The following is a 16460-nucleotide window of genomic DNA, read 5'->3' on the forward strand; positions in this document are numbered from 1 at the left end:
TTTGCCTTACATGTACTACTATAAACAACCAAAAAGAAAGGATGGGGAGGGGAAGGTTAAAATTTGGATAGAAAATAAATTTACACTCGTAGGAAGATTGGAAAAAATTCCTGATTCGCAAGTAAGGGTTACCTAAGCAGTATATAGATAGACCTCAAGTAAATAAAAATGAACGTCAGTAAACATCGAAACATCACAATGAAGTGCTTCTGCACAAGCACGTAGAGATAAAAGAGTATGCGGCAGAACAATTTTTCAAAAAGAAAGGTTGGTAGCGGTAGTTGCCGCGACCAACCTTATTTAGGGCTTCTTTTAATCCTCCCAATCTACCGATTTCACTGTACCAGTGTATGCATCAACTTGGACAACTGCTTCACGATCGTTTTCTCCATTTTCAATCTCAACCTCCACCAAGTAGTATGGTGTTTGACCAGAAGGGTGATGAAGTTCTACATCATCATCTGCAACGCCTTTTAAATGTTCTGCTGCAATAATGAGTGCCTCCTGCTCAGTGAGAATTGTGCTTTCTGTTGTTACGGGTTCTTCTGTTGGAGCATGAGTTGACTCTATTATGGAACCGTTATACGGGTCTATTTTTAGCGTGATTTCCTCATTTTCCTTCTGAACAATTGCTTCGTAGTATGGGGTATCTGTATTATTTATAAAATGAATGGATTTTAACTCACCTAGTGTAGTAATTTCTTTTTTTATTTGATCCTTAGTCAGTTTATTAAAGGGAGGTGCTACCTCTTCAGTCGTCATTTGTTCTAGTGAAAGTATATCTCCTTTTTTTGTATCCATCCTAACAATGTAAACACCATTCTCCATTTGAATTTCAATCTGATACTCGTTATCGGATTTCGAAGCGTGGATAATTTCACCTGGATATTTTGCTAGCGCAGTTTCTTTCAATTCCTTTTCTGTGAGAGTCTTAGTAGAAAAAAGAGATAGCCAAAGCACACCGAATACTAACAAAACTACTAATATGGTTCCTCCAATTATCCAACTGGATTTATTTATCTTCATCGTATGCGTCACCTCATGATTCTGTCTGTTGGCAATAGTGTACAACTCGAAAGTTAGAATTCGGGGAGAAAGTCTATTTTTCTTTTTGCAAAAAAAGCGTCACGACTGTGCCTTGGTTTTCTTTACTACTTAGTTCAATTCGTGCACCGAGTGCACCTGCAATATCTTTTGCCATAGTTAGTCCGAGGCCGGAACCACCTTGCTTCCTACTTCTTGCTTGATCAACTCGGTAAAAACGATCAAAAACTTTCGGTAGATCCTCTTTAGGTATGCCAATTCCTCTATCCTTGATTTGGATAGTGGTCTCTTTTTCTGTCTGTCCAACGTGAATAGTAATTGGGCCATCACTATACTTACGCGCATTATCTAAAAAGATGAAGAGTAATTGCTTCAGCTTTTGAATGTCAGCATAACCAATTATCTGCTTGCTCCCTTCGACAAATAAATCGCGGTGATAAGTTGTTTGAAAGGTGTTCGCTATTTCCTGGACAAGCTGGCAAATGTTAATCTGCTCCATTTGGAGAATCCATTTTTCCTGTCTTGCAATGGACAATAGCTGCTCTGTCATTTCTCGCATTCGAATAGCCTCAGAGTGGATGGCATCAATGGATTCCTCAAATAAGTCTGGCCGTTCTAAACCTCGTCGCTTCATTAAATCTGCATAATTTTCAATAATTGTTAAAGGAGTTCGAAGCTCATGTGATGCATTGGAGACAAATTGTTCCTGCTTTTCATAGTTTTTTTGAAGCAGCGATATCATATGATTGAACGTTTCGCCCATTTCTACTAGTTCTCCCTCGGTAGTATCCTTTAGCTCTAATTGTTTAAATTGACCGTTTTTTTGTATATCTTTCATTGTATTAATCATTGTACGAATTGGTTGGATGATTAAATTGCTTAAAATTCGACTAGAAATTAGGGTTGGTAAGACTGCAATTAAAGTTACAAATATTAAAACGATTCCTAATAAATGAATCATATCGTTAGTAGGTTCAATACTAGTGGTCATCTGTAAATTCACAATAGATCCGTCAAGCCACACCATGGGGAACGATACAAAAACATATGATGTTCCCTCATATGTTAACAACTCACTAAACTCTCCGTCGTAAAAGTTATTGTCCCGTGAACTTAGTTTTCCCTCAGATAGGGAGGTGATTTTATTGTCAGTAGTTAAGTCCTCTTTCAATAATTGAATCATGCCGTCCACCGGTACGTTAGCACGTAATAACTCACTAGGCGCTATACTGTCAGCCGCTATTTTGATATCGGTGACCACCTTTTCGACCTCTGCTTGTGTACGCTCTAGTTCATTTTCTTTCATTAAATGACTAAATACAAAATAGATAGAAGAATTCATGATTATCAACAGCACGATAAATAATACCGACGTATATAGATTTATTTTATTACGTAGTTTCATGTGGCATCCTTCAGGACATATCCTACGCCTCTCACTGTATGTATGAGTGCAGTCTCATGATCTGCATCGATTTTTTTACGAAGGTATCTGATATATACATCGACGATCTTTGTATCCCCATAGTAGTCGTAGCCCCATACCGATTCAAGAATCTGTCCACGATCCAATACTTGTCGCTTGTTTTTCAGTAAATATAAAAGCAAATCATATTCCTTTGGAGTCAAACTGACTTCTAAATCACTTCTAAAAACATCTCTTGTTTTTTCATTAATTCGTAAGTCACTAAACTGAATCCACTCGTCATCTATTGGACTTGTAGGAATAGTGATTTGGCTCATTCTTAGCACTGCACGAATTCTAGCAAGCAATTCTTCCATTCTGAAAGGCTTTGTTATGTAATCACTTGCGCCAAGGTCGAGACCAGATACTTTGTCTTCAATAGAATCCTTGGCAGTCAATAAGATAATTGGAACCACAGAATTTTTTCCTCGAATGCGTCGTAGTAATTCAATTCCACTCATACCTGGAAGCATTATATCTAGTAAGATCAAATCCCATTTTTGTGAAAGGAACATGTCAAAAGCCTCAATCCCATCCAAAGCCTTGCCGGTTTCATAGCCTTCATAGTCCAATTCAATTTCAAGTAGCCTTACTATTTTTTCTTCATCTTCTACGATTAAAATCGATTCCTTAGACAAGTTATTCACACCTTTCGAATCCATTAGTAGCTCTATTATATCAATAATAAATGACCCATGGAGTAAGAGAAGGGTTAGGTTTAAAGAGGAATCTGAAAAAAATAATATTATTTTAGAGGAAATAGGGTAAACCAACAATAATAATTTATACTTGAAAAGTTTGAATAGCCTTTCATTTTACATCGATTATTCTATTTGGTAATATGCGATTGAGTCGTCTGTCGTCAGACATCAATCAACCCGGATATTAAAAGTAGTGTTTACTACTGTATAGAAAGAAGGAACAATGATGAATGTGTTATGGGGAATCTGCGGTATTCTAGTCGTTTTAGGTATTGCTTTTCTTTTCTCAAGTGCCAAAAAATCGATTAAATTAAGAACAATCCTAGCAGGGTTGACGATACAGATCTTATTTGCTTTTGTGGTGCTGAAGTGGGAAACAGGACGTGAAGTTCTGGTTAAGTTTTCGAATGGAGTACAAAACTTAATCTCCTACGCAAACGAAGGAATTTCTTTCCTATTTGGACCCTTAGTGGCAAATCAATCTGGGGTAGTTTTTGCTTTTCAAGTGTTGACAATTATCATTTTCTTCTCTTCACTTATTTCTATTCTATATTATTTAGGAGTTATGCAGTTCTTTATTAAAATTATTGGAGGAGTTCTTTCTAAAATTTTAGGAACTTCAAAAGCGGAATCCATTTCTGCTGCAGCAAATATTTTTGTGGGACAAACAGAAGCTCCACTAGTTATTCGACCTTTTATAGCAAAAATGACTAAATCTGAACTTTTCGCTGTTATGACCGGAGGATTGGCGTCTGTAGCAGGTTCTGTGCTTGTAGGGTATGCATTATTAGGTGTTCCGCTAGAATACTTGTTAGCTGCTAGCTTTATGGCAGCACCAGCAGGCTTGATCTTAGCAAAAATAATGATTCCTGAAACAGAAGAGGTAGATGAAACTGATTTTGTCATGGAAAAGGATGAAAGTTCGGCAAACGTTGTTGATGCAGCTGCAAAAGGAGCTAGTGAAGGGCTACAGCTTGCACTGAACGTCGGTGCGATGCTGTTAGCTTTCATCGGAATTATTGCGTTGCTTAATGGTTTACTTGGAGGTATAGGTGGGTGGTTCGGATACGGTGATCTCTCACTTGAAGGTGTTTTAGGATTTGTTTTCTCTCCATTAGCATTTGCAATTGGTGTTCCATGGGCAGAAGCAGTACAAGCAGGTTCATATATCGGGCAAAAACTTGTATTGAATGAATTTGTTGCTTATTCTTCATTTGCACCTGAGATTGCAAATTTATCGCCTAAAACTGTCATTGTGGTTAGTTTTGCGTTATGTGGATTTGCCAATTTAAGCTCTATGGCTATTTTACTTGGAGGTCTTGGTTCAATGGCACCGAGTCGTCGTTCAGATATTGCTCGTTTAGGTTTTCGTGCAGTAGCAGCAGGAGCGTTAGCTTCACTTTTAAGTGCATCTATTGCAGGTATGTTCATTTAAATTTAAATATAATATAGTGAGTAAACCCCATCCATTTTGATTGGATGGGGTTTTATTTTAAGAGATAGGAAAATATATAAATATGTCGATTCGTAGGGCTTTAAAGAACGAATAATCCTGTGATTTTCGTTTCATGTGGAGGCTTTCCACGGGCGATGCCGAGCTTCCTTGTACACTACCTGAAGAGTATCGACTTTCTCGCTTATCCCACAGGGGTCGCCACATTCCTCTTCCATCAACAAGTGTGTAGTATTCCATTATAAGGGTAGGGCATAGCCTATCGTTTAGATGGTAAGAGTGGTCTAATTTTATGTAGTGATAACATCATCTATGATTGCTTCAAGAGTACATGGTTGATTGGAGCGCAGGGCGGCGACTCAAGTGGGAACAGCGCGAGCTGAAGACCCTGGACGAAGCGAAGGAAACGGCTGAAGCCGTGCCCACGGAAAGCGTCCGTTCTTCACTGCAATTAACGGCATATCCATATTTCTGTTCTTAAAGTACCGGGCGTCTTTTACCCGGTTTTTCTTATTTGACTGCTTTTTGAATTGCTTGTTTTCTACTATTTGTTTTACCAAGTTTCAATAAGATGCAATAGGGAAAAGATGATGAGGAAAGTTTTAGTAGGAAAGGGTGTATGAGCATGACTAATAATATTCCTCGTGAAGAAGGGCTAGATCACAGTCTGAGTTTGTTAAGAGAAGGATATATGTACATTCCAAATAGAAAGAAAAGCTTCGCCTCTAACATATTTGAAACTCGCTTATTAGGGCAGAGTGCAATCTGTATGAGTGGAAAAAAAGCAGCAGAATTGTTTTATGATGAAGAGAAATTTATGCGAAAAGGGGTAGCTCCTAAACGTTTGCAAAAGACATTATTTGGAGAGGAAGGGGTCCAAACATTAGATGATGAGGCACATCGCCATCGTAAGTCGATGTTTATGTCGTTGATGACGAAGAGTCGCCTACAAGTTTTACATGAAATTACGAAAATGCAATGGCAAATAGCTGCAATGAAGTGGGAGCAGATGGAGCAGATCGTTTTGTATGATGAAGCAAAAGAAATCATGTGTAGAATCGCATGTGAATGGAGTGGAGTTCCGGTTAAGGAGGAGGAACTAAAAGAAAAAGCGGAGCAGTTGGCTGCCTTATTTGAATCACCAACCGCCCTTGGTCCACAGCATTGGAAAGGGAGGTATGCCCGGAAGCAGTTAGAACAATGGGTAGTAGGTTTAGTTAATCAAGTTCGAGAGGGGCATCTTACTCCACCAGAAGGTACTGCGCTACGAGAAATCTCTTTGCACAAAGACTTGGAAGGGAAATGGCTAGAGGAAAAAGTAGCAGCTGTTGAAGTAGTAAATATTTTAAGACCAATTGTTGCAATTGCTATTTATGTTAATTTTACTGCACTCTCAATTCACCATTATCCTGAGCAAAAAGCAAAGCTCGAGACTGCAGATGCGAAGTATTTTCAAATGTTTGTTCAAGAAGTGAGACGTTTTTATCCTTTCTTTCCAATGGCAGCAGCAAAAGTAAGGAAAGATTTTACTTGGGAAGGCTATGCTTTTAAAGAAGGGACGTTGACGTTACTTGATTTGTATGGAACAAATCATGATGCAGAATTGTGGGATAACCCGGATATATTTAATCCAGATAGGTTTACCGGATGGGATAAAAGCCCTTTCGATTTCATACCTCAAGGTGGAGGAGATTATATGATGGGACACCGTTGTGCGGGAGAATTTGTGACTATTGAAATAATGGAAGTATCGCTCAATTTTTTAGTTAATCATTTAGCTTATCAGCTTCCGGAACAAGATTTGAGCTATAGCTTGGTTAGTATGCCAAGTATCCCCCGTAGCGGAATTGTTCTAAAGAATATCCAAAGAATAATGTGATGAAAAAATTGAGGCTGGATGTAACGTCGGTTATGACCAGCCTACCAAAAAGTTAATAATGATACCACGATGTTAGATAATAGGATAATACTGTTCATATCTAGGATTATAGAAAAAGGGAGGACGGATTCCAATTTTGGGTAGCAGAAATGGACTAGAATTGGAGTTATATAATACCTTAACCTGATCCTCTGAATAATTGATCAGTAGTACTTCTACTTCTCTATTGGGTACTGAACTTTGCACGGTGTAGCCTCCTTAGTAGATTACTTCTTAATAATCTATTCTGCGCTACCTGCAATGGTAACGTCCTTCAATCCTCACTTAAGATCATACGTATATATTCACCTTAACTGTAAGTGGGACATAAGATAATTGGATTATTACATTTAGGAGGATTACTATGTCCCATAAAAACGAAACAAATCAAATCTATCCAATGTATCCTAATTACGGGAAAATCACAAGATATGAAGATGTACCAATTACTGTGCCAGAGCAACGTCAACTAAGACAACCAGGTGTTGAGGGGTTAATGAATCCGCATCCAATTATTGAAAACCCTAATTATGAAGGAAGTAACAAACTAAAAGGGAAAGTTGCGCTCATTACAGGTGGTGATAGTGGAATAGGGGCTGCAACCGCTATTGCTTTTGCGAAAGAAGGAGCAAATGTTGCAATTTCTTATTTAGATGAACACGAAGATGCAAATCGTACAAAGAAAAGAATAGAAGAACTTGGACAACGTTGTATATTATTACCTGGAGATTTACGAGAAAAAAATCAGTGTGTTGACATAGTAGAAGCAACCATCCAAGAATATAAGAAGCTTGATATCCTTTGTAATCACGTTGGGATTCAATTTCAGCAGCTGAGTTTACTTGACATTACTGATGAGCAATTCGACGATACTTTTAAAGTAAATATCTATTCACATTTTTATACAACGCGTGCAGCGTTACCACACTTAAATCCGGGAAGTACTATTATTAATACCTCTTCCGTCGTTGCATTTGATGGCAATGAACAACTAATTGATTATACTGCAACAAAAGGTGCTATTATCGGTTTTACACGGGCACTTGCCAATAGTTTAGTTAGTAAAGGTATTCGGGTAAATGCTATAGCACCAGGAAGGATATGGACACCACTAATACCTGCAAGTTTTTCAGCGGACGAAGTTACGCAAGCGGGCAATCCAATGCAACGTCAAGGTCAACCTTTTGAGGTAGCTCCGACGTTTGTGTATCTTGCTTCAGATGATTCACGTTTTGTGACTGGACAGACGCTCCATGTAAACGGCGGACAATTTACTTCATCGTAGTGCATATTAATTAAAAAGAACCGGGCAAAAAGACGCCCGATCCTTTAAGGTCAAAACCTAATTCTATTGTATTGGAAGGCTTTTAGACAGATGTTTTGCTCTATGATTACCGTGTGTTTTTTAATGATATTGGTTGTGAAGGACATCACAACTAATATCACTTTTTTAGGTAATCTTATCAAGTTTGTCTGTCAATCAATCTCCTTTAACTCAATCCAAATTCTGTAATTAGTGATGCCAGACCGCCTTGGAATCCGCTTCCGATTGCATTGAATTTCCACTCATTATTGTGGCGGTATATTTCTCCAACAACCAGTGCAGTTTCTATTGAGAAGTCTTCCCCTAAGTCGTAGCGAACAATCTCTTCATTTGTATCTTCGTTTACTATTCGTATAAAAGCGTTTGAAACTTGACCGAAGTTTTGTTTTCTTTGGTCTGCATCGTGAATGGTTACAGTAAAAACAACTTTTTGAACAGCGTTGGGTACAATTGGTAACTTAACTAGAAGCTGCTCGTCATCACCGTCTCCATCTCCAGTACGGTTATCTCCTGTGTGGATGACTGAACCTTCTTCGCTTTGTAGATTATTATAAAAGATAAAGCTCTTTTCATTAAAGGCTTTCCCATTACCATCTACAATAAAAGCTGAAGCATCTAAATCAAAGTCTTCTCCGCCACTATATCTGTTTGTATCCCAGCCCAGTCCAACTAAGACATTTTTTAATCCTGGATTCGTTTTCGTTAAATCAATTTTTTGTCCTTTTGATAGGTTAATAACTGACATTTTATTTCCCCCTAATCCATTTTTAAATTACTTTCTTTGCCCATCCTCATATTTCTTTTGCAATTCTTCCAAACGAAGACGACCTTGTTCTCTCATTTTACGATTTTCTTCTTCAATAGCTTTTGTTTCGTTCATCCCGCGCATAATCGTATCCCATGTTTGTTCGATTGTTTCAATTTTAATACTAGGTTGCCCTGACATTCTAGCGATATCCACACTTTGCTTGGATATATCATTGGCATTACGGAGTAACATTTCGTTTGTTCTACGATCTAGCTCGCTCATCGATTGTGCAACAAGATTTTGTCTTTTAGCCGAAATTGCATTGATAAGTCCTGTTTTAAAAATAGGGATAGTTGTTACAAATGCTGAATTTATCTTACCGATTAACTTTGTGTTGCCTCGTTGAAGCATTCTGATTTGTGGTGCTGATTGATAAGATACCTGTTTAGCCATTTCAAGATCATAAATACGTTGATCTAGTAGCTCAATCGCATTTTGCAATGAATTCAATTCCATCAGTACTAGTTGATCACCATTTTCAGCTTTTTGCTGTAGGTTAGGCACGAGTTGTCTTAACTGATTGACCTTCAATTCACCAGCTACAATATACTTTTCTAATTCCATAAAGTAGTTGAAGTTTTTGTCGTACAAATCTTCTAATGTAACTGTAGATTTTTTCATCTCAGTTTCATACTTTGTTATCTCAACAAATACCTTATCGATTTCGCCACCCATTGTTTGATATTTATTGAATAGCTTTTCGATTAATTTCTCACCTTGTTTAAAGATTTTACCGAAGAAAGAGGGTTTTTCAACAAAGTCTTTTTTGTCAAATTTATCCATAATCTTACCGAGCTGTTTTAATAGTTCACTGGATTCTTCCATACTACTGGATTTGATCGTGCTTAAAATTTGTCCTGTAAACTTGGAGATTTCATCTGCTGGCTCACGACCAAATTCTAATAAACCAACTTGGTTTTTTGGGTCAATTTTTGCTACTAGCTGTAATACTTGTGGGTCACGTTTCAGCTGTGCTTTTAAATCGTTACTTTCCTCCATCATTTGTTCTTGCTGTTCAATTTCTAATTTTTGTAATTCCACGTTTTCTCCCCATTTCTATAGAAATTTCTTGAAAATCTTCTGAACTACACTAGGTTCTTTAAATGGATCATTGAAACTTCTATCGTCCATCCAGTGTATATCGAAGGTGCCTTCTTGTACCCATTTTTCAATATCAAGATGCCCTTTAGGATTCACAATAACAATATCTAAACCTAAATGATGCATCATACATAAGGCGTTGGCATCTGTTCTTGAAAGTTCAGGCCCATTCTCCTCGTTATAAATAAATATTGTTGGAACAAATTGAGGGTAATCAAATGTTTGTAAAAGACGAATAACAAAATCAGGTAAAACCATGGATTGTGCAAATGCGTATAGTTGGAGATCCTCCAATGTTTCATTGGACTGGCGAATAAGTATTGGTTCGCTTACGTGTTTGGCGATTGTCTCCCCGATAACAGTTTGCGTGCCTAAAGGGAGTTTATCATATGTCCACCAATTTGCAGCTTTCATTTTTTCGGGATCTAGCATACCATCTGCTTTTAATGCATCTCGGTAATGGAATAGCTGATTCGTTTTTTGCTCCTTCGTGAAAGGGAATTGGCGAATTACTTGTGTGTCATCTCGCTCTGTTAACGAATGAACGTTATTCCAAAACCGTTTTCTATTTTTGTCTATACCTAACAGTTTTGCGAAAACTACAGGAATTGTTACCTGTCGATTGCTAACCTGGAAGTGAGGACGAATCATTGCTCTTTCTTTAGAAATCAAGAAAGCTTCATCTTCTGTAGTTTTCAAACGGATTGAGTTAATGGAATACGCTTTAAATTGAAAAGGTTTATAAAGTCCTGAATCTTCATGATGTAAAAGCTCGTTGATTTCTTGGGTTGCTTTAAATGCTACAGTACCTGCAATTTTTGGCATCTCATCTGGAAGCGGTTTTATATCTTGAGAAACCTTAGGTAAACGGAAACTAAGGTCATCCGCGATTGCCAGTAGGCTTTTGGGCCATGATTCATCACTTGGATTGAAAATAACTACATGGAGACCGAAGTCAGCTAAGTATGTAAGAAACCATTTTTCGCTAGGAGTTGCACTGCCGTACCAAAGAAATGCAGGAAGACCTTGTTCGAAATTTATTTTCTCTAATACTGGTTCTACATGATTGAAAATCCACTTTACAAGATCAGTAGTAATACGGCGAAATTCATGATGAAGTGTGCCTTCTGTGTAGCTGTTTTGTAACTTCTTTAGTAAATCTATTAGGACAGTTCTAATTCGTCTATTTAGACCCAGATCTTTCAAATTTGGCAATAATGAGTATCCATCAAGAAACGCAACCATTCGATTTGGAGAAAGTCCTTTTTCTTTCCTATGCATATCAAAGAGTTGGTTGAGTGCTCGTAATTTCTCGGGAGAAATTTCTTTGTTAAGTACACCAGTCAGTATGCTTAGCTTTCCAGAGGATTCATTAACTTGTGTATGCAGAATTGAGAAATATTCATCTTCATCTAAGGACATGCCAATATACTGGCAAACTAATTGAGGATATTTTAAGTTCTCTCCGTCTAATGTTACTTGAGAAGGATCTCCTAAAGAATCTTTCAACCATAATCCGATATTAGATGAATCCCACGACTTCATCCTGATGGGATTTAAATTAACCATGGGCTTTCCCTCCTATTCATACATATTATAACAAATAATCGTTCACCTTTTTTAATATTTCTTCTCCTGCTAGTACACCTGTTTGGGTTGTAATAGATACGTGAGGAGGAAGATATCCGCCTTTATGATTTGCCTCGCCATGGGAAGGGATAAAACCATGAGTGGCACTTAAAACCATATCGAAGTCGAGCATGGAATCCCCAGCGGCTATGATCGTATTTGCAGCAATTCGCTCTGCTACAAATTGGAGTGCAGCCGATTTGTTTATGCAAGTAGGCATGATATATACCTTTCGCCCTTGGTGGGAAAGAGAGAAGCCTTGCTGATAAAAGATTTGAGAAAGGTTTTCAAAATCCTCGACTGAAAATGCATGTTCATCAATAATTAGATATACAAACCATGATTCTGCTTGCATAACGTTAAGGACAAATTTGTTTTTTATATATGCATTCAGCTGAGGTAGTACATGATCTATGGAAGTACGATTCTGCTGCATTTGTGCGATTACTTTATCCGACCATTCCGCAAGCGGTTCGCCGTCCTCCAAAATAACGGCACCATTCGATACAACTGCATATTTTGGTTTTTCTACTGTATGATATAAACCTGTAATTCGATTGTATTGTTCAGCTGTTCTAGTTGTTACGGGCAAAAAGGTTGTAGAGGAGGCTATATGTTGAAACAACTGTAGACCTTTATTGGTCATAAATGCAGTTGGTTTTTCATCGACCCATTCTACAGCTACAAAATCCTCAGTGCTAACTTCTTGTCCTCTTGAATTTTTACTATATATAAGTGTTCGATCTAAATCACTAGCAAATAGAATTGTCATATTAGATCCTCCGATTCTATCAACCCGATGGCAAGGTAAAAGAGCCCTGGTACAATTTCAGTTGGAATATTTTTTTCCTTACATAAGAGGAGGATATGACGTAGGGATGGGTGTTTATCATCACTAAGTAATATTTTAAAAGGCTTTCTCCTTAACAGTACTCTAGTCGTTTCTCCAACACTTGGCTTTACTTTACTAATATCAGCATTCTTATAGAACTTACTGGCAATGGACTCCACTTCCTGCATGCCTTTCCAAGTCCGTATGTTTGTGATTGGAAATTTTTTTATAAGTTCTGTTATGATTGGTTCCTGTTCTTGGAATCGACTGGATATATTTTCGATAAATTCGTTGGATACATCCATTTCCTCAAGATCATCGTAATACTTGGCTCCGTGGTAATCATCTGCATCTTGAAATGCATTATTCAATACAGTTCGACTAACTAATCCAGAGACAGTTGAGTTCAAGCAAGCGTTTGGAATAAGGAAGTCTTCTCTCGTTGCAAATAATGTGGCACATTCGCCTGGATCGGTTAATACGGCGAGGTCATCATTTAAGTTAAGATCGTAAGCTGCATTTAACTTTTGAGTGGACTTAGTTAGCTCGTTTTGTATAGCGCCTTTTCCTGTCCACCCATCAACAAATTGAATATGGCTTTTCGGATAATGCTCTCTAATAGTTCGGACAGCCTTCTCATCGATTCCTTTTCCTCTTAGTATAGATATACTAAAGTGTGGCCATTTAAGTTTCAAAAATTTTTCTGCGTATCGCTTCATTAATATCCCGATTGGGCTTCCTGCTCTTGCGAGTGAAACGATTACGACGTCATCGGTACCTGCATATCGTCTTACTCTTCTACATAATACCCCTACTAATTGTGCGATATGATCAGCCGAATCCTGCATAGCCTGTTGATATAACTCCGTATACTCAGAGGTTGGTCGATTTTCAATGGGCAGGGTTTCGGAGTAGTGACTGCCTGTTTGAAATAGTTGTTCTCTAGATTCTACAGAAGACTCAATCTGAACATCAGATAAATCCTTAAGTAAGAAAGTGATATCTTCCTTAGAGTAGCTTGATTTTACCAATCCATCTGTATTAATAGTCATTATTTTCACCTCTAACTGGGTGAGTAAGAGATACCCACGAAACCGGCGCTAACGTCTCCAAATAGGAAAGAAGTGGAAACCAGGTGGGAGGTTCTTGAACAGACTCAGAAATAACAATGATTTGTTCGGCATTAATTTCTGAGAGGTTGTATAAATATTGGTTAATCCCGTTGGAATCAGGCAACATAAATTTACATTTATGCTGAATAGGATATAATTCTTCTGTTTTTGCTAAGATAGGACTTCTTGTGGTAGTTTGTACTTTTGTATTATTTCCAAAGGCAAGTGCAAATCTGAGCGGGATGTAAATGTTCTCTCCAATGCCTATAACTAGAGTGGATTTGCTCCTATTTAGATTAGGAAGCCTATTTATAAAACTTTCTATCCAAGCATCCATTTCTTCGTGAAGATTGCTTGATAAACCAAATCTCCCTGTGAAGTTACAATAGATCCCATGCTCACTCCGATGCTTAGAGGTAATCTCTAGAGATGATTTTTCGTCAACGAAAACAGAAAATGGTTGCATACCGCTTAGAATAGGAGTGTCCTTTTCTTCGATTGATGCCTGATTGAGTAGAGTGAATTGGCCGCCCATAATCGTAATAATTTCAGCAGAAATCTGATGTGTATTCATTAGTTCGTTAAAATCATGTTGATGTTCTTTAGTTCTCCAGTCTAATATAGATAGAATTTTATATTTTTTACCTGGAAAAGATTTATTTAATGCAACGATTAAATTGGAGAGTGTAAGACCGGTCGTTATTTCATCATCTATTAACACAATCGTGTCCGCATCCTTTAGTGTTTGCTCAGGTGCATAGACTCTGTGAGAGGTTGCGTGTGAATGCTCTTCTTCAAAATAGAAGGAAGGTTCCATATGTAGAATTTCTTCTCTAGTTGTATGAATATAATAAGCGTCTTGAAAGTGCTGAAATACTGCATGACCTAGGCCGGTTGCTGTTTCCGCAAATCCAATGAATACGGTCTTACTTGGTAAGTTGGACTTATAGCTTAAAGAGTCCAGACTTAGTTTTCGATTGGGTATTCCTGAATTGATCATCTGAACAAGTTCATTTACCAATGGGTGAGTATCTAAGCTTTCACTCTTCATAAGCATTGAAGCTAGAATAGTTCCAGTACCTAGTGAAATAGCTGGATCCACTGCTAAATGCTTACCAAGAAGTCGACTTACGAATAAAAATTGGCGTTTTTTATTAATTCTCACAGCCATTTGGAAAAGTGCTTCCGGCGAGAAATTATACGGATTATCTTTAATGTCTATTACTAGCTTTAAATCTCCATGTAAATTATAGGTTTTTGATGTATTGAAGGAAGTCGAGTGATGTAACATTTTCTTTTAACACCCCATATATTTCTGCTTGAGCAATAATCTTCATAGCCCAGCTGTAGTGAGGTTTAACCTCATTCATTTTATTTTTAGCAGAACTTCGCAAAACTCCATTTGTTTCCGCCTTATTTTCAATGATTAAACATGCATCTTCAAATAACTCCTTAGGCACTATATATCCACTATTTACGATATCGATTTGAGAAGGGTGTATACAGGTCTTTCCGTAGAAACCATTTAAAAGGTCGAGTTGTACCTCATTCCAAAGTATGGACTCTATACTATTTACATCCGTGAAGAGACGAAAGGAATCTAGAGATTCAAAGTACTCATAAACAGGTCCAGAAACGATAAAGTTATCTTCTTTACGATTGAATTTGTTTAATATATCGGTGAAACAATTGGTGATTAGTAGCAGTTCATAGATTGTTCTATTCCCAGGACGTCTTTGACTGAAAAGGCTGGTGAAATCCGTAGCACCAACTCGTATAGTTAGTACAAGGTCTTCAAACTGCTTGAAAACTGTATAAAGCTTAGAAAGTTCTTGCTCTCTAGTTTCTGTATAAATAATTTCTTTAGTTTCTAAAATAGGTAACCCATATAAATGAGTAGAATACTGAAGATTAATACTTTCTAAACATAAAAAAAAGCTTTTTGCATTATAGGAGGTGCACTTTGGAAAAACGAATCCGGTAATATATTGAATAGCACTTCCTAATAAAGTAACAACCTTTTCTAGGTGTTGGACGGTTCTTATTCTGATAAATAAGAGAGGAATATTATTTATATCTATTAAGCTATTTTGATCATTTTGTTCAATTAATTTTAATTCATTTACAACGTTTAGTTCTGCTTCTAAAAGTTCTGAATCGGAGACAGCATCCTCTAAACAAATGATAGCACTTGTTAAATTCTTTAAATTATTTTTTGATAGTTTATCGGTGAAATTGGGCATTGAACCTGGTAAGTATAAAGCTGCTCCCATAGCCATCCCTAATTTTTTTCTTTCCAAATTTTTGGAAAAGTCGCTAGGTGGTATATGAAAGAATTGACGTATCTCTTTCTCACTAACCCCTCTGAATTGTCTCATATTTTCCACTCCTAAGAATGAAGAAGGAGTTATTAGGTATACCCAAATACCTCTACTTTCTTCAGATACTAAAACAAAAAGCAAGGAAGCATACCCTTGCTTTTTGAGAGAAGTTATTAATTCAAGCCGAAGTCCGAAACTAATGCTCCAAGACCGCCTTGGTATCCACTTCCAATTGCATTGAATTTCCATTCGTTATTATGGCGATATAGCTCACCAACAACGACTGCAGTTTCAATGGAGAAATCTTCACCAAGATCATAGCGAATCAATTCTTCTTGTGTATCTGCATTTAAAATACGTACGTATGAATTGCTTACTTGGCCAAAGTTTTGTCCTCTGTCTTCTGCATCATGAATTGTGATACAAAAAGCAATTTTCTCCACAGAAGTTGGCACAGTCGACAAGTTAACGTTTACTTGCTCGTCATCTCCGTCTCCATCACCAGTACGATTATCTCCTGTATGAACAACAGATCCGTTACCACCAGTAGTGTTGTTATAGAATATAAAGTCACCTTCTGAAGAACATTTGCTGTTACTGCCTAATAGGAATACAGAGGAGTCTAAGTCGAAGTCTTTTCCTCCGTCGTATTTATTTGTATCCCAGCCTAAACCTACAGTTACGTTAACTAAACCAGGATTTGTCTTTGTTAAATCTACCTTTTGACCTTTTGATAAGTTAATGCCCACTTT

At 37.4% G+C, this 16460-nt stretch carries 15 protein-coding genes; 3 read left to right on the top strand and 12 right to left on the bottom strand.

The window, feature by feature from the left end:
* Nucleotides 1-312: 312 nt before the first annotated feature.
* The 3 genes from ACQCPR_RS02105 to ACQCPR_RS02115 form a co-directional block, all read right to left on the bottom strand.
* Entirely contained in the window at nucleotides 313-1026 is a 714-nt protein-coding gene (locus ACQCPR_RS02105; RefSeq protein ID WP_427138033.1) for a PepSY domain-containing protein, read from the bottom strand.
* A 73-nt stretch (nucleotides 1027-1099) separates the two neighbouring features.
* The gene (locus ACQCPR_RS02110; protein ID WP_427138034.1) at nucleotides 1100-2449 is read right to left on the bottom strand and encodes a sensor histidine kinase; all 1350 of its coding nucleotides are present in this window, start codon (nucleotides 2447-2449) and stop codon (nucleotides 1100-1102) included.
* On the bottom strand, nucleotides 2446-3147 hold the full coding sequence (locus tag ACQCPR_RS02115) for a response regulator transcription factor (protein ID WP_340878856.1): 702 nt from the start codon (nucleotides 3145-3147) through the stop codon (nucleotides 2446-2448). The genes ACQCPR_RS02110 and ACQCPR_RS02115 overlap by 4 nt, the downstream gene beginning before the upstream one ends.
* 289 nt (nucleotides 3148-3436) lie before the next feature.
* Here ACQCPR_RS02115 and ACQCPR_RS02120 point away from each other — a divergent pair, with 289 nt between their 5' ends.
* Nucleotides 3437-4645, top strand: a complete 1209-nt coding sequence (locus tag ACQCPR_RS02120; RefSeq protein WP_090564956.1) for a NupC/NupG family nucleoside CNT transporter — start codon at nucleotides 3437-3439, stop codon at nucleotides 4643-4645.
* 637 nt (nucleotides 4646-5282) lie between these two features.
* Nucleotides 5283-6542, top strand: a complete 1260-nt coding sequence (locus ACQCPR_RS02125; protein ID WP_427138035.1) for a cytochrome P450 — start codon at nucleotides 5283-5285, stop codon at nucleotides 6540-6542.
* Nucleotides 6543-6614: 72 nt separating this feature from the next.
* Here the strand turns inward: ACQCPR_RS02125 and ACQCPR_RS02130 are convergent, their stop codons facing one another.
* Nucleotides 6615-6788 (bottom strand): hypothetical protein, encoded by a 174-nt coding sequence (locus ACQCPR_RS02130; RefSeq protein ID WP_340878859.1) that lies wholly within the window; start codon nucleotides 6786-6788, stop codon nucleotides 6615-6617.
* 157 nt (nucleotides 6789-6945) lie between these two features.
* Here ACQCPR_RS02130 and ACQCPR_RS02135 point away from each other — a divergent pair, with 157 nt between their 5' ends.
* Nucleotides 6946-7866 (top strand): SDR family oxidoreductase, encoded by a 921-nt coding sequence (locus tag ACQCPR_RS02135; protein ID WP_090564953.1) that lies wholly within the window; start codon nucleotides 6946-6948, stop codon nucleotides 7864-7866.
* A 205-nt stretch (nucleotides 7867-8071) separates the two neighbouring features.
* On the opposite strand, the gene ACQCPR_RS02140 is transcribed toward ACQCPR_RS02135, so the two are convergent.
* The 8 genes from ACQCPR_RS02140 to ACQCPR_RS02175 all read right to left on the bottom strand — a co-directional run bounded on the left by ACQCPR_RS02140 (nucleotide 8072) and on the right by ACQCPR_RS02175 (nucleotide 16457).
* The gene (locus ACQCPR_RS02140) at nucleotides 8072-8650 is read right to left on the bottom strand and encodes a TerD family protein (RefSeq protein ID WP_090564951.1); all 579 of its coding nucleotides are present in this window, start codon (nucleotides 8648-8650) and stop codon (nucleotides 8072-8074) included.
* 27 nt (nucleotides 8651-8677) lie between these two features.
* The gene (locus tag ACQCPR_RS02145) at nucleotides 8678-9715 is read right to left on the bottom strand and encodes a toxic anion resistance protein (protein WP_090565178.1); all 1038 of its coding nucleotides are present in this window, start codon (nucleotides 9713-9715) and stop codon (nucleotides 8678-8680) included.
* Between the two features lie 54 nt (nucleotides 9716-9769).
* Nucleotides 9770-11383 (bottom strand): YceG family protein, encoded by a 1614-nt coding sequence (locus tag ACQCPR_RS02150; protein WP_427138036.1) that lies wholly within the window; start codon nucleotides 11381-11383, stop codon nucleotides 9770-9772.
* Between the two features lie 25 nt (nucleotides 11384-11408).
* Nucleotides 11409-12215, bottom strand: coding sequence for an HAD family hydrolase (locus tag ACQCPR_RS02155; RefSeq protein WP_427138037.1), 807 nt, complete (start codon nucleotides 12213-12215; stop codon nucleotides 11409-11411).
* Nucleotides 12212-13327 (bottom strand): cysteine protease StiP family protein, encoded by a 1116-nt coding sequence (locus tag ACQCPR_RS02160; RefSeq protein ID WP_427138038.1) that lies wholly within the window; start codon nucleotides 13325-13327, stop codon nucleotides 12212-12214. The genes ACQCPR_RS02155 and ACQCPR_RS02160 overlap by 4 nt, the downstream gene beginning before the upstream one ends.
* A complete protein-coding gene (locus ACQCPR_RS02165) occupies nucleotides 13317-14678 on the bottom strand; it encodes a phosphoribosyltransferase domain-containing protein (RefSeq protein WP_427138039.1) in 1362 nt (453 codons plus the stop codon). Before ACQCPR_RS02165 ends, ACQCPR_RS02160 begins: the two co-directional genes overlap by 11 nt.
* On the bottom strand, nucleotides 14635-15765 hold the full coding sequence (locus tag ACQCPR_RS02170; RefSeq protein ID WP_090565173.1) for an HpcH/HpaI aldolase/citrate lyase family protein: 1131 nt from the start codon (nucleotides 15763-15765) through the stop codon (nucleotides 14635-14637). Before ACQCPR_RS02170 ends, ACQCPR_RS02165 begins: the two co-directional genes overlap by 44 nt.
* Before the next feature lie 116 nt (nucleotides 15766-15881).
* Nucleotides 15882-16457: a TerD family protein gene (locus ACQCPR_RS02175; protein WP_090564945.1), complete on the bottom strand. Its 576-nt coding sequence runs from the start codon at nucleotides 16455-16457 to the stop codon at nucleotides 15882-15884.
* Nucleotides 16458-16460 lie beyond the last annotated feature (3 nt).

Source organism: Psychrobacillus psychrodurans, assembly GCF_050209195.1.
In the GTDB taxonomy this organism is placed as follows: domain Bacteria; phylum Bacillota; class Bacilli; order Bacillales_A; family Planococcaceae; genus Psychrobacillus; species Psychrobacillus psychrodurans.

What these genes read in the sequence shown, in the direction of transcription:
- ACQCPR_RS02105 (WP_427138033.1), bottom strand. Translation starts at nt 1,026, where the DNA reads ATGAAGATAAATAAATCCAGTTGGATAATTGGAGGAACCATATTAGTA.
- ACQCPR_RS02110 (WP_427138034.1), bottom strand. Translation starts at nt 2,449, where the DNA reads ATGAAACTACGTAATAAAATAAATCTATATACGTCGGTATTATTTATC.
- ACQCPR_RS02120 (WP_090564956.1), top strand. Translation starts at nt 3,437, where the DNA reads ATGAATGTGTTATGGGGAATCTGCGGTATTCTAGTCGTTTTAGGTATT.
- ACQCPR_RS02125 (WP_427138035.1), top strand. Translation starts at nt 5,283, where the DNA reads ATGAGCATGACTAATAATATTCCTCGTGAAGAAGGGCTAGATCACAGT.
- ACQCPR_RS02135 (WP_090564953.1), top strand. Translation starts at nt 6,946, where the DNA reads ATGTCCCATAAAAACGAAACAAATCAAATCTATCCAATGTATCCTAAT.
- ACQCPR_RS02140 (WP_090564951.1), bottom strand. Translation starts at nt 8,650, where the DNA reads ATGTCAGTTATTAACCTATCAAAAGGACAAAAAATTGATTTAACGAAA.
- ACQCPR_RS02145 (WP_090565178.1), bottom strand. Translation starts at nt 9,715, where the DNA reads ATGATGGAGGAAAGTAACGATTTAAAAGCACAGCTGAAACGTGACCCA.
- ACQCPR_RS02150 (WP_427138036.1), bottom strand. Translation starts at nt 11,383, where the DNA reads ATGGTTAATTTAAATCCCATCAGGATGAAGTCGTGGGATTCATCTAAT.
- ACQCPR_RS02155 (WP_427138037.1), bottom strand. Translation starts at nt 12,215, where the DNA reads ATGACAATTCTATTTGCTAGTGATTTAGATCGAACACTTATATATAGT.
- ACQCPR_RS02160 (WP_427138038.1), bottom strand. Translation starts at nt 13,327, where the DNA reads ATGACTATTAATACAGATGGATTGGTAAAATCAAGCTACTCTAAGGAA.
- ACQCPR_RS02165 (WP_427138039.1), bottom strand. Translation starts at nt 14,678, where the DNA reads ATGTTACATCACTCGACTTCCTTCAATACATCAAAAACCTATAATTTA.
- ACQCPR_RS02170 (WP_090565173.1), bottom strand. Translation starts at nt 15,765, where the DNA reads ATGAGACAATTCAGAGGGGTTAGTGAGAAAGAGATACGTCAATTCTTT.